The sequence below is a fragment of the Geodermatophilus sp. URMC 63 genome (genome assembly GCF_053502565.1).
The window spans coordinates 952,033-964,077 of the sequence record NZ_CP199956.1 but is presented as its reverse complement, the minus strand read 5'-3'; the positions used below and the strand labels follow the sequence as shown (position 1 = coordinate 964,077).

Sequence of the window (12,045 nt, the reverse complement as noted above, 5' to 3'; positions counted from 1 at the left end):
AGGACCCATCCCGTGCCGCAGGTGCAGACCGTCCGAGGCCCCGTCGACACCGCCGAGCTCGGCCCGACGCTGATGCACGAGCACGTGTTCGTGCTCAACGCCGACGTCCAGCAGAACTACCCCGAGGAGTGGGGGAGCGAGGACGACCGCGTCGCCGACGCCGTCGAGAAGCTGACGAAGCTGGCCGCGACCGGCGTCCGGACCATCGTCGACCCCACCGTGATCGGCCTGGGCCGCTACATCCCGCGCATCCAGCGCATCGCCGAGCAGGTCGACCTCACCATCGTCGTCGCCACCGGCTGCTACACCTACGACGACGTCCCGTTCTTCTTCCACTACCGCGGCCCGGCGCTCGACGAGGCGGTCGGCGCGGAGGTCCCCGACCCGATGGTCGACATGTTCGTCGGCGACATCGAGAACGGCATCGCGGGCACCGGCGTGCGGGCCGGCGTCCTCAAGTGCGCCATCGACCACCAGGGCCTGACCGCCGGCGTCGAGCGGGTGATGCGGGCCGTGGCCAAGGCGCACCGCGCCACCGGCGTGCCGATCACCGTGCACACCCACCCGGGCAGCCACACCGGGCTGCAGGTGCAGAAGGTGCTCGGCGACGAGGGCGTCGACCCGCGCCGTGTCGTCCTCGGCCACAGCGGCGACAGCACCGACGCCGACCACCTCACCGAGCTGGCCGAGGCCGGCTTCGTGCTCGGCATGGACCGCTTCGGCATCAACCTCGACACCACGTTCGAGGCGCGCGCCGACATCGTCGTGGAGATGTGCCGCCGGGGCTTCGCCGGGCAGATGGTGCTCTCGCAGGACGCCTCCTGCTACATCGACTGGCTGGCCCCGGGCGTCATGGACCTGCTGCCGCAGTGGCACTACACGCACATCCACGAGGACGTGCTGCCCTACCTGCGCGAGCACGGCGTGACCGAGGAGCAGATCACCACGATGCTGGTGGACAACCCGCGCCGGTACTTCGAGAACGTCGGGAGGTACTGATGACCCTGCACCCCTTCGACGAGACCGGCGTCGAGCGCGACGCGGCCGGCGTCAAGCACTACACCGACCTGCCCGACTCGGTCGTCGCCATGCTGCGGACGTCGGTCGAGCGCGATCCCGGCGGCGAGGCCGTCGTGGAGGTCGACGGGCCGCGGCTGACCTTCCAGGAGCTGTGGGACGCCGCCGCCCGCGTCTCCGGTGGCCTGCGCGCGGCCGGCGTGCAGCGCGGCGACCGGGTGGCGATCCGGCTGGGCAACGGCGTCGACTGGGTGCTCGGCTTCTTCAGCACCCTGATGACCGGCGCGGTCGCGGTGCCGGTGAACACCCGGTTCACCGAGTCCGAGGCCCGCTACGTCGTCGAGGACAGCGGGGCCCGGGTGGTGCTCGAGCCCGGCACCCCGCTCCCCGACGGCGACCCGCACGTCGCCGAGGACCTGCAGCGCTCGGACCTGGCCGCGATCTTCTACACCTCGGGGACCACCGGCTTCCCCAAGGGCGCGATGACCAGCCACGAGAACTTCCTCAGCAAAACCGAGACCGCCCGCCGGGTGGTCGGGCTGTCGGGGCACGACCCGTCGCTGCGCAACCTGATCAGCGTGCCGCTGTTCCACGTCACCGGCTGCAACAGCCAGCTGCTGGTCGCGCTGCAGGGCGGGTCGGCGGCCGTGGTCATGCCGGCGTTCGAGGTGGGCCGCTTCCTGCGGCTGATCCCGGAGGAGCGGGTCGCCGTCGTCACCTCGGTGCCGGCGATCTTCTGGCTGGCCATCAGCCAGGAGGGCTTCGCCGACGTCGACGTGAGCGGCGTGCGGTTCGCCACCTACGGCGGTGCGCCGATCGCCCCGGACCTGGTGCAGCGGATCAAGCAGGCGTTCCCCGCCGCGCGGGTGGGCAACGGGTTCGGGCTGTCGGAGACCTCGTCGATCTCCACGTTCCTGCCGCACGACTACGCCGGCACGCACGCCTCCTCGGTGGGCTTCCCCGCGCCGGTGGTCGACCTGCAGGTGGTCGATCCCGACCCCGGGACCGGCGTCGGCGAGCTGCTCATCCGCGGGGCGAACGTCGTCCAGGGGTACTGGAACAAGCCCGAGGCGACGGCGGAGACCTTCGTCAACGGCTGGCTGCACACCGGCGACCTGGCGCGCATCGACGACGAGGGCTTCACCTACGTCGTCGACCGGGCCAAGGACATGATCAACCGCGGCGGCGAGAACGTGTACTGCGTCGAGGTGGAGAACGTCCTCGCCGCGGCCCCGGGCGTCTTCGAGGTCGCGGTGGTCGGGGTGCCCGACACGATGATGGGGGAGAAGGTGGGCGCCGTCCTCGTGCCGCTGCCGGGCACCGAGCTCGACGTCGAGGCCGTGCTCGCGCACGCCCGCGCGCACCTGGCCGACTTCAAGGTGCCGCAGTTCGTGTCCGTGCGCCCGGCCGTGCTGCCGCGCAACCCCGGCGGCAAGGTGCTCAAGCCGGTGCTGCGGCAGGAGACGGAGTGGGGCCGGCCGCTGCGCTGAGGGCCGCGGGGAGTCGCCGCGGAGGACGGGGACTCCGGGCTGTCCCGGCGGCGCGCTGTCCGCAGCCGCCGGGACGCCGGGTCAGGGGACGGTCACCGGACCGTGCGCATCTCCTCGGTGGTGCCGCTCGGCGGCGCCCACGCGTCGGGGTGCGGCCGGCCGGCGTCGGCCACCCAGCCGGCGGGCCGGCCGGCCGGGCGGGTCGCGGGCCGGGCGCTCAGGGTGACGATCAGCGCGAGGAGCAGGAGGAGCCCGACGAGGACCCCGCCGATGACCAAGAGCGTCGTGAGCACGCACTCACGGTAGGTAGTGAACCGGTCCGTGTCACAGGGCGAAAGACGACGGACATCCGGCTCCGACACGGGCAGGTGTCGCCGGTGGACGGCGCGTGCCGGCCGTGTCCGGTCGCCGGTGGCGAACGGAACACGCCGAACGGGGGAGAGCCCGGCCGCCGCGGGTAGGGCCGCCCCTGGTGCCCGGAGGTCGGCGCGCCGGGGAGGGGGACGTCGTGCAGGACCTGGCGAGGCTGGCCGGCCGGCTCGCGGCGGTGCCGCTGGGCACCCTGGCCCGGTGGCGGGCCGGCAAGCCCATGCACCCCCGCGGGGTGGTCCTCGACGCCGTCCTCGAGCGCACCGGGGGCGCGCGGGGCTGGGGCGTGCGCTGGCTGGAGGAGCCGGGCCGCGAGCCCGCCGTCGTCCGGCTCTCCCGCGGGGCGGGACTGCCCACCCCGCTGCCCGACCTGCTCGGCCTCGCCGTCCGCCTGCCCGGTGGGGAGCGGCCGGTCGACCTGCTGCTGTCGACCGGCGGCCGCGGCCGCTGGACGCGGTTCCTGCCGGTCCCGCGGGTCGACGCGGCGTCGAGCTACTCCTCCTTCATGGGCTACCGCTCGCCGGCGGGGACGCTGCGGCTGGCCGCCGTCCCGGACGGTCCCGACGGCGTGGCGTCCGACCCCCGTCCGGTCGCCGCCGCGGTCGCCGAGCGCGGGCTGGTGTTCCGGCTGCTGGTCGCCCGCGGTGCGGAGGACTGGGTGTCCTTCGGCCGCCTGACGCTGACCGCACCGGTGGCCGAGCTCGACCCGGACCTGCGCTTCGACGCCGTCCGCAACCCGCCGCCGGGGCTGCTCGCCGACGGGCCGATGGCCCGCTTCCGGGCGCCGGCGTACGCCGCCGCGCGCGAGGGCCGCGCCCTCGCCCAGGGCCGGCCCGGACGGGTGAGCAGCGTCATCCGGTAGCACCGCAGACGGTTGTGCGGCACTGGGCTCGGGTACCGGAACTGCCGTAGATCGTCGAGGAGCACCGCCCTGCCGTCGCGTGCTCGACCGCAGGAGGAGTGCCCGCTCGCGTGGTCCACGCCCTGACCTCGTCCGTGTCCCCCGTGCCGGTCCGCGTCGCCGCGGTCCCGCACGGTGACGCCTACGTCGACGCCGTGCTGCCGGCGACCGCGGTCCGCGTGGGCCCCGGGCACGACCCCAGCCCGTGGCTCGACCCCGCCTACCTCACCGCGCACGCCGGGCGGGTCGACGTCGTCCACGTGCACACCGGTTACGGCCACCTGCCCGAGGACGAGGTGGTCAGCTGGACCGAGGCGCTGCGGCGCACCGGCGTCCCGCTGGTCGTGACCGTGCACCAGCTGCGCGATCCCGACCAGCCGGCCCGCTCCCGCCACGACGCGCACCTCGCCGCCCTGCTGGCCACGGCCGAGGTCGTCTTCACGCTGACGCCGGGTGCGGCCGACGAGATCGCCGAGCGCTTCGGGCGGACGGCGATCGTGGTGGCCCACCCGTCGCTCGCCGCGGCCGACCCGGACACCGGCGCCGAGCGGGGCCTCGTCGGGCTGGCGCTGGGTACGGGGCGGACCGCGGTTCCCGAGCCGGCCGCGCTGGTGCGCGCCGCGCTCTCCGGCGCGGTGTCCGGCGGCGGGCGGTTGCGGCTGTTCGTCGAGCCGGGACGGGCGCTGCCCGCCGACTCCGGCCTCGCCGTCGTGGAGGGGCTCGAGGTGGTGACCCGGGAGCCGGCCCGCTGGGCGCAGCAGCTGCAGGAGCTGCACGTCGCCGTGCTGCCGGAGCGCTGCGGCACCCACTCGCGCGATCTCGAGGTGTGCCGGGACGTCGGCACCCGCGTGGTGGCGCCGAGCTGCGGCTGGTTCGCCGACCAGTGGTCCGACGTCGTCGTCTACGGCAACGACGAGGAGCGCGGCCTGGACCCGGTCTCGTTGGGCGCCGCGGTGGCGGCGGCGCTGACCCGGCCGATGCCCCGGCCGGCCGACCGCGCGTGGCGGGCCGGGCAGCAGGCGGCGGTGCGGGCGGTGCACGAGCAGGTCTACGGGCAGGTGCTGGCCGACCGGCCGGTCGGGGTGTGACTCAGCCGCCGTCGGTCCGGTGGGCGGCGTCGGCCCGGTGGACGGCGTCGACCAGCCACAGGCCCGGCAGGACCTCGCGCTCGCCGACCTCGCGGAAGCCCAGCGCTGCGTAGAGCCGGCGCGCCGGGGTGTTGTCCCGGCCCGTGGAGACGGTGACCCGCCGCCCGGCGGCCTCGGTCAGGACGGCGCCGACCAGCGCCCGGCCCAGCCCGCGGCGGGCGTGCGCCGGGTCGACGACGAGCCGGTCGAGGTCGAGGCAGCCGTCGGTGACCCGCCAGGCGACGGCGGCGACGACGCCGTCCTCCTCGGCCACCAGCCAGTGCAGGCCGGCGTCCCGGAGCGCGGGGAGGTCCTCGTGCAGGGCGGGGATGCGGTCGTCGCCGATCAGCCGCGCCTCGACGGCGTAGGCGGCGCGTTGCAGGTCGAGCAGGCGGGCGGCGAGGACCGGGTCGGTGGCCGGGTCGCGGGGCTCGACGACCACCGGGCTCCGTCCAGGGGCGAGAGTATGTGAGTGGTAGAACCACCGTGACCAGCCTGAAAGTTTTTCCGGCCTGTCGAATATTCAGGTGCCCGACTTTTGGGGTTTCTCCGGGCGTCGCGCCGGTCCCTAGCGGAGACCCGTCCGCGCCCCCAGAAGGCCGCGGACGGCACCGGACCTTTTAAGGATACCCTTTGCCGTTAGGGCCGGGAAAGGCAGTGTTCAAGCGCAAGCCCACGGGATAGGTGATGTATATCCTCAGCATCATAGTGACAAAGAGCGGTATCTCCGACAGCTGTCGGAGATACCTTTCGGTGCACAATCCCTTAGGTGGCATCGGTTTGCGTCGTCGAGGATTGGTGCCTGTGACAAAAGGATCGCTGCCTTCCCGTACTGGACCAGATGTCGGGGCATCCCGTGAACTCCGCAGACATTTCGGGCGTCGCGGCCCGTATCCACGGGGGCTTCTCCAAGCTGACTCAGAGGCCGTGCGGCGGGTCCGTCACGGCTACAGCCGATGAAGTCGGGATTCTAATGCAGGTTCCGGCAACTGCGTGGCGTTTGTGACGCCGTAGGGGATGTAAACGCTCGGCGCCACTCGGGACGCCGAGCGAAGGTGGCCGATCTGGCCAGAAGAAGATGTGCGGTCGCAGGGTCTCCAGGACCTCGCCCGTGTCGATGCCGCCCAGTAGGAAGGCGTCGTTCACGGTGACGCCCCACTCTATGAGGCTGCGTAGGGCGCGCTCGTATTAGGGGCGCTTTGGGTGGTCACGATGGAGACGTGAATGCGGATCTCAGACTCCGGGTCGTTCTAGCGCCGTTCCTCTTCCCGGTACTGGTTCATGTTCATCTCAACGAGGAGGTCGCGGGGGTGGCCAGGGTTATGCGGCGTGACGTCGTTGGTCGCCTCATGCTTGTGGAAGGCGTTGAGCCGCTCTCCTGCATGACGCGCTCGGACTGGTCGTCTGCGAACACACCGTCGAAGTCAAGACCATCCGCAGGTCATCGTCATCGTCTGTGACGGCCGACGAATGGAGCACCTGCCCCGTGGGAATTCCTGGCTGACCGCCTCGCGGTCGTCCCCTTATTAGCCGGGAGCAAGAGGAACATCGACAACCCCTAGACGAACCTGAGCGGCGACCTGTCCTGCATAAGATGGCCCGAGTCATTGCGAGGCGGTGATGCCGGGCTGAGCGCATGGCGCGGACTCCGGTGAATGAATCGTTGCGGGACATCACGATGACCACAATCAGCGGCTCGCATGCGACCTCGCCGAGATGGTTTAGTGAGGCAGTCGCTGGATGAAGGCGACTCCCGGAGCCAGCGGGTCGTTGATGTGCTCGTCCTGGTATTCGCGGTAGGTGGCCCCGCTCTCGCTACGGAATGCAGCGTCGATTGCTTGAGGTCGAAGAGGCGCTTGACGAGATGGCGATGACCAGCCGGTTGTTGAGGCCGTACGGGATGGTCGGCTCCAGGGGTCGGGAAGGGGATGACGTTACTGCGCCTCATGGCTGATCCGACGTGCCCACATATTGGCTCATCGCGGCGCGTGTCGCGCCGTCGGCATCGACCTCAGGCCGAGGGTGGGCAGGACCCTAAGGCTTGCCGAACCGGGATAAGCTGCGGCATCGACCTCTAGTGCTCCGTAACGGACGCGCTTGATGTTTTGCGGCGCCGCGGATCGGTGGCCTTGGCGATGACGGTGTCGGGGTCCTTGGTCCAGGTGAAGGGAGCGCACCGGTCGTTCCAGGCGGCGATGAAGCGCTCGATGGCGGCGATCAGGTCGGCGACGGTCGGGAAGTTGCCGCGGCGCAGGGCCTGCCGGGTGATGATCGAGAAGAACGCCTCGACCAGGTTGAGCCAGGACCCCGAGGTCGGGGTGAAGTGCAGGGTCACCCGGGGATGGCGCTCCAGCCAGGAACGCACCGCCGGATGCTTGTGGGTGGCCAGGTTGTCGACCACGACGTGCAGCTCGCGGCGGGGATAGGCGGCCGCGACCTGCTTGAGGAACGCCAGGAACTCCTGATGGCGGTGCCGCTCGGTGCACGCCTCGGTCACCTTGCCGGTGGCCACCTCCAGCGCGGCGAACAGCGTGGTGGTGCCGTGCCGGACGTAGTCGAAGCTGGCCGCCGCCGGGTGTCCGGGCCGCACCGGCAGCGTCGGGGCGGTCCGCTGCAGCGCCTGGATCTGCGGCTTCTCATCGACACACAGCACCACCGCCTGCTCCGGCGGATGCAGATACAGCCCGACGACGTCACGGACCTTGGCCTCAAGCTGCGGGTCGGTGGAGAACGTGAACGTGTGCGCCCGCCAGGGCTGCACGCCGAAGCGGTGCCAGATCCGGGCGACGGTGGCGTGCGAGATCGGCGTGCCCTCGCCGGCCAGTGCGGTGGCCAGTAGCCGGGAGGACCAGTGCGTCGCCCCGAATTGATCCGGCGGCTCGGTCAGCGTCAGCTCCAGCACCCGATCCCGCAGTGCCTCGGGCAGCTGGGCCGGCTTGCCGGGACGGGGCAGATCCTCCAGCCCGGCCAGGCCCGACTCGGCATAGCGACCACGCCAGGTCACCACCGTGCCCTCGGCGCAGCCCACGGTCGTCGCGATCTGCTTGCCCGGCACCTCGTCGGCGGCCAGCAGCACGATCCGGGCCCGCTCGACCACCCGTGCCGGTGCGCCCTTGTCCCGAACCCGCCGCGTGAGCTCCCGCCGATCGCCCTCCGGTACCTGTACCACCCGCACGTGCGCGGCCATGAGAAATGGTCACCCTGGCCGTGAGATCACATCAAGGAGCACCGCGACGGAGCACTAGGATGCATCCCCGAGGCGTCCATGATTGATCGCAGGACGCCCGGATGGCCCCGCGCCAGACGTGGCCGTCCTGGTGGCATACGCGCGCCTCGCGCTGAGGCAGCCCTATGGCATGCTTTGTGTCAATACCGGGTCTGCCAAGGTGTAAGCGATTACGGCTGCACTGATGTTGAGAACTAGGCTCACCCATGTTACTAGCGACAATGCAAACTTCCCTTTCGGGAAGGAGAAGGTGGCATATTTACCCGGGTTTACGAGGAGTAGTGAAAAGACCAAGAAAAAGCATGCTCCCATCACCAGTATGAGAATGGTCGATACATTATCGACCACGCCAGAAATCTTCAGGGCAAGGACCGAGCCAACCGGAGCGATGATTGCGGTCGCACTGGCGAGCGTGTCGGCGGAGTGTTCGAAGCGTTGTCGCAGGCTCGCGGGGTAGAGCAGTGCTGGAGTAATGCTCCCGAGAACGCCAAGACTCCTGGCGTCTGCGACTTGAAAGACCCGGTCGACCTCCTTCTCGAAGAAGGCGCTGACAAATCGGCCGAGGGGTTGCAGAAGCAGGATAAGGGCAGCCCCTACGATGAATGGGGCGGCTACGGCGAGATGTGGAACTTCCTCAACCCCTGCATTCATCGCGTTAGCAGGTGACGGTCAGGCTGCTTGGGTCAAGGTCTTCCTGCGGCCCGGCGGCCGGCGCTCGGTAGCTGGCGGCCAATTCAACCTCATGCGATCCTGCGCCCGTGCAGGTTCCTGGGTTGGCATGCTTCAGGTTGTTGGGCTTCTTCTTGACTCCCGCGACGCCCCTCCGGTTGGGCTGGACCTGCACTACTTCAGTCCACTCCTGCTGTCCAGACTGGTAGGTGAGGTCAGCGGTGTCGGACTTGGACGACACCTGGACCGACGCCGCTATGGCTAGATAGTTGCGGATCGTGACCGTCTGCGCCCCGGACTGCCCTGGCGGGATGCTGTCGACAAGATGAACTTCGACGTGGACCGACTCGTCCCCCATGTTCACGCGCACCGGGACAGTCTGCCCTAGACAGCGCCGGTTCGTGGTGTCAGCCAGACGCGACGTCTGCGGCGACAACCTGCAGGGCACGATGCACGTACTTCCACGACTGCTTCTTAAGCATCTCGGTGCCTGTGCGCTCCACCAACTCGACCAAAAACGCATCATCGGGAACCGTGCACATCATGCCGATCTCGGCGAGCCGCCCCTGTCCGCGCTTGGATGGCCCGCGCCACACGAAGGTATACGCGGGAAACTCAAGGCGTAGCAGACTGATAGGGCGGGTGCTGGATCGCGCTTGCGCCAACGCTTCCTTCAGGCCGGTCTTGTGCACTCCATCCTGATCGATGAAGACGGCCTGTGCGGTGCGATGAGGGTGGGGTCCGTTCCTTGGGAAGGAGCCGAGGAGCTCCTCCACTGCGGCGGCCAGAGAGAGGGGTGTTGACCAAACAAGACTAAAGAAGTCCTTGTGGCGCTCGGCAGCCACGTAAGAGGCAGGCGCAGATTCGATGCCGGCGTCCGCCTCCAACCCGAAATAGATCGCCGGTCCGCCGTCAGTCTCGTACAAGGCCTCAGTCAAGACGGGCCCCCCGTTGTGGACGTCGAGAGACGGCTCGGTCACGGGCGACCCGAGGGTCCCCTCCTGTTCGACCTCGTGAACCTCTACGAGGTTGCTCACCTGCTCGATCATCTTCAGTACGGAGCGAGTCTGGCGATGGACGCGAGTCTGGCCGATCCCCCGCAGTCCGAGCCCGGACGCAAGCGTCTTTCGACGCGTTGGCTTCAACCCGATCTCGGACTTCACCTGCCGAACGACCAAGTAGGTGAGCGAGTCCGAACTGGGGGGCGGGGTGGCGGCGCTCCGGGTGGCGGATCGACCCTTCCGCGCGTTGCCGGTCGCCTTGGTCATGTAGTGCGTGCCCCATCCCGTCGCGGCCTGTGACGATCAACACTTGCTCACCTCATCCTCGGCCGCAACTTCGGGCGTGTCATGATAGAGGTGCTGCAGGCAACGGCGATGTAAATCTTTCGGGTCAATCCGCCCAACGGAGTGAATCCTCTTGCCGTTCCCCGCCAGCTCTTGACCGAACCCCCTCGCGGCGGTTGCGCGGACCCTAGCGGCTCGCGGCCTCAGGGACTCCCCGTTGTGTCGCGACAGGCCGAGTGCAGGCGGTTCCATGCGGTTGTCGGACACGGTGGGTCCAACGGTGGACACCTGACCGTCGCCTCCGGCGTGGGAACCTGTCGCATCCGTCCATCCAACCGCGCGCATGACGTCTCAGTCGTCGGAGAGGAGGACTTCAGGGTGAACCCCGAGCGCGCAGGCGATCGCAGCGGCTCGAACCAGCCCCACGTCTCGTAGCCCGCGTTCGATGTTGCTGATCGCTATGTGGTCGAGGCCAGCCAGGTCCGCCTGTCGAAGCCCGGCCGCCTCTCGAAGCTGCCGAACCCGCACACCAAACCGATCAAGTTCCTGCGCGCGGGCGCTATCCGCCGCGGTGTCCTTGACCGGATCGGTCACCGTGGTCACGCATCCACTGTGCCGCGCGGTAGCGACAGTTCTCTGGGCGTCGTGACGTCCGCAGATGAGAGTGGGCGGGTTCGTATCGTCGCCCTTCGCCCTTCGCCCTTCGCCGTCCGCCCGCCACGGTCCGGGCGCGCCCCCAGCTCTACCTGTTTGTGCAGGTCAGGCGGTCAGCCGGCATCTCTGAGCGATTCACTCGGACTACGCGAACCACTCGGTGTGGGCAGGGGCGGGGTCGAACCGCCGACCTCTCGCTTTTCAGGCGAGCGCTCGTACCGACTGAGCTACCTGCCCCTCCCGGTGACGTTCCACCGGGGAAGCGACCCTGACGGGACTCGAACCCGCGACCTCCGCCGTGACAGGGCGGCGCGCTAACCAACTGCGCTACAGGGCCTTGCTGTGTGTCGTGCGTGCCCCCAACGGGGTTCGAACCCGTGCTACCGCCTTGAAAGGGCGGCGTCCTGGACCGCTAGACGATGGGGGCTCGTGTTCGCCGGGGGCAGCGAGAACTCTACATGGTCGTCGGACGTGCCCTCGGACCCCCCTCCGCGGGGGCGTGGCGGTCGCCGTCCGCGGCCCGGTCCTCGCCTGCTGCCGGCGGGTGTCCCGACCCTCCGCCGCGACACGGACGCGGCGGTGCCACGGCCGGGGCGCGCGGGCTGCGACGCTCGGGGGGTGACCCGCCGCTCCCTCGTCCCCGCCTGCACCCTCCTCGCCGCGGCGGTCCTGCTCACCGGGTGCGCCAGGGAGCAGCCGGCCACCGCCTCGGCGTCCGGCACCGTCCCGGCGTCGGGTACGGCGTCCGGCGCCGACGAGGGTGACCCGGCCGTAGACAGCGGTGAGGAGAGCGGCGCGACGGACGCGGCCGGGGACGACGGCGGCACGCCCGCCCCGTCCTTCACGGCGGACACCGAGCCCGACACCGCCGAGGCGTCGGCGGACGCCCTGGTCACGGTCACCGACGTCCGCACCGGCCGCCACGACGGTTTCGACCGCGTGGTGTTCGAGGTCGACGGCACCGGGACGCCCGGCTGGGACGTCCGCTACGTCGACGCCGCCACCTCCCAGGGCAGCGGCGATCCGGTCGACGTCGCCGGGGACGCCGTCCTCCAGGTGACCGTCACGGGCGTCGGTTACCCGTACGACACCGGCGTCGAGGAGTACGCGGGCCCCGATCCGCTGCCGGGGCAGGGCACGGAGACGGTCACCGAGGTCGCCTACGACGCGACGTTCGAGGGGACGACGGTCGCCTTCGTCGGCACCAGCGGGCGGGCGCCGTTCCGCGTCTACGCACTGGAGGACCCGTCGCGGATCGTCGTGGAGGTCGCCGACCCCGCCTGAGCCCGGCGCGGGTGCTGCAACG

General features: G+C 70.2%; 14 protein-coding genes and 3 tRNA genes. 5 read left to right on the top strand and 12 right to left on the bottom strand.

Going from position 1 to position 12,045, the window contains the following annotated elements; translation table 11 throughout:
- Positions 1 to 21 precede the first annotated feature (21 nt).
- Positions 22 to 999 carry a phosphotriesterase family protein gene (locus ACWIZO_RS04750; protein ID WP_448641365.1) on the top strand — a complete coding sequence of 326 codons (978 nt, stop codon included), beginning with the start codon at positions 22 to 24 and terminating at the stop codon, positions 997 to 999.
- Positions 999 to 2,507, top strand: a complete 1,509-nt coding sequence (locus tag ACWIZO_RS04745) for a class I adenylate-forming enzyme family protein (protein WP_448641364.1) — start codon at positions 999 to 1,001, stop codon at positions 2,505 to 2,507. The genes ACWIZO_RS04750 and ACWIZO_RS04745 overlap by 1 nt, the downstream gene beginning before the upstream one ends.
- A 92-nt stretch (positions 2,508 to 2,599) precedes the next feature.
- Here ACWIZO_RS04745 and ACWIZO_RS04740 read toward each other — a convergent pair whose 3' ends face one another.
- A complete protein-coding gene (locus tag ACWIZO_RS04740; protein WP_448641363.1) occupies positions 2,600 to 2,800 on the bottom strand; it encodes a hypothetical protein in 201 nt (66 codons plus the stop codon).
- 215 nt (positions 2,801 to 3,015) lie between these two features.
- Here ACWIZO_RS04740 and ACWIZO_RS04735 point away from each other — a divergent pair, with 215 nt between their 5' ends.
- On the top strand, positions 3,016 to 3,738 hold the full coding sequence (locus ACWIZO_RS04735) for a phosphodiesterase (RefSeq protein WP_448641362.1): 723 nt from the start codon (positions 3,016 to 3,018) through the stop codon (positions 3,736 to 3,738).
- A 110-nt stretch (positions 3,739 to 3,848) separates the two neighbouring features.
- Positions 3,849 to 4,865 carry a glycosyltransferase gene (locus tag ACWIZO_RS04730; protein WP_448641361.1) on the top strand — a complete coding sequence of 339 codons (1,017 nt, stop codon included), beginning with the start codon at positions 3,849 to 3,851 and terminating at the stop codon, positions 4,863 to 4,865.
- A gap of 1 nt (position 4,866) precedes the next feature.
- Here ACWIZO_RS04730 and ACWIZO_RS04725 read toward each other — a convergent pair whose 3' ends face one another.
- The 11 genes from ACWIZO_RS04725 to ACWIZO_RS04675 all read right to left on the bottom strand — a co-directional run bounded on the left by ACWIZO_RS04725 (position 4,867) and on the right by ACWIZO_RS04675 (position 11,166).
- Positions 4,867 to 5,346 (bottom strand): GNAT family N-acetyltransferase, encoded by a 480-nt coding sequence (locus tag ACWIZO_RS04725; protein ID WP_448641360.1) that lies wholly within the window; start codon positions 5,344 to 5,346, stop codon positions 4,867 to 4,869.
- 476 nt (positions 5,347 to 5,822) lie between these two features.
- Positions 5,823 to 6,050: a hypothetical protein gene (locus ACWIZO_RS04720; protein WP_448641359.1), complete on the bottom strand. Its 228-nt coding sequence runs from the start codon at positions 6,048 to 6,050 to the stop codon at positions 5,823 to 5,825.
- Between the two features lie 201 nt (positions 6,051 to 6,251).
- Positions 6,252 to 6,578, bottom strand: coding sequence for a hypothetical protein (locus tag ACWIZO_RS04715; protein WP_448642920.1), 327 nt, complete (start codon positions 6,576 to 6,578; stop codon positions 6,252 to 6,254).
- A 400-nt stretch (positions 6,579 to 6,978) separates the two neighbouring features.
- Positions 6,979 to 8,091: an IS630 family transposase gene (locus ACWIZO_RS04710; protein WP_448641358.1), complete on the bottom strand. Its 1,113-nt coding sequence runs from the start codon at positions 8,089 to 8,091 to the stop codon at positions 6,979 to 6,981.
- A 162-nt stretch (positions 8,092 to 8,253) separates the two neighbouring features.
- Positions 8,254 to 8,781 carry a hypothetical protein gene (locus tag ACWIZO_RS04705; RefSeq protein ID WP_448641357.1) on the bottom strand — a complete coding sequence of 176 codons (528 nt, stop codon included), beginning with the start codon at positions 8,779 to 8,781 and terminating at the stop codon, positions 8,254 to 8,256.
- Positions 8,782 to 8,785: 4 nt separating this feature from the next.
- Positions 8,786 to 9,169, bottom strand: coding sequence for a hypothetical protein (locus ACWIZO_RS04700; protein ID WP_448641356.1), 384 nt, complete (start codon positions 9,167 to 9,169; stop codon positions 8,786 to 8,788).
- A 37-nt stretch (positions 9,170 to 9,206) separates the two neighbouring features.
- Entirely contained in the window at positions 9,207 to 10,067 is an 861-nt protein-coding gene (rpmD, locus tag ACWIZO_RS04695; protein WP_448641355.1) for a 50S ribosomal protein L30, read from the bottom strand.
- A gap of 369 nt (positions 10,068 to 10,436) precedes the next feature.
- Entirely contained in the window at positions 10,437 to 10,688 is a 252-nt protein-coding gene (locus ACWIZO_RS04690) for a helix-turn-helix domain-containing protein (protein WP_448641354.1), read from the bottom strand.
- A gap of 214 nt (positions 10,689 to 10,902) precedes the next feature.
- Positions 10,903 to 10,976 (bottom strand) — tRNA-Phe (locus tag ACWIZO_RS04685).
- Positions 10,977 to 11,002: 26 nt separating this feature from the next.
- A tRNA-Asp gene (locus ACWIZO_RS04680) sits at positions 11,003 to 11,076 on the bottom strand.
- A 17-nt stretch (positions 11,077 to 11,093) separates the two neighbouring features.
- Positions 11,094 to 11,166, bottom strand: a tRNA-Glu gene (locus ACWIZO_RS04675).
- A 191-nt stretch (positions 11,167 to 11,357) separates the two neighbouring features.
- On the opposite strand from ACWIZO_RS04675, the gene ACWIZO_RS04670 reads away from it, so the two are divergent.
- Positions 11,358 to 12,023: an AMIN-like domain-containing (lipo)protein gene (locus ACWIZO_RS04670; protein ID WP_448641353.1), complete on the top strand. Its 666-nt coding sequence runs from the start codon at positions 11,358 to 11,360 to the stop codon at positions 12,021 to 12,023.
- Positions 12,024 to 12,045 lie beyond the last annotated feature (22 nt).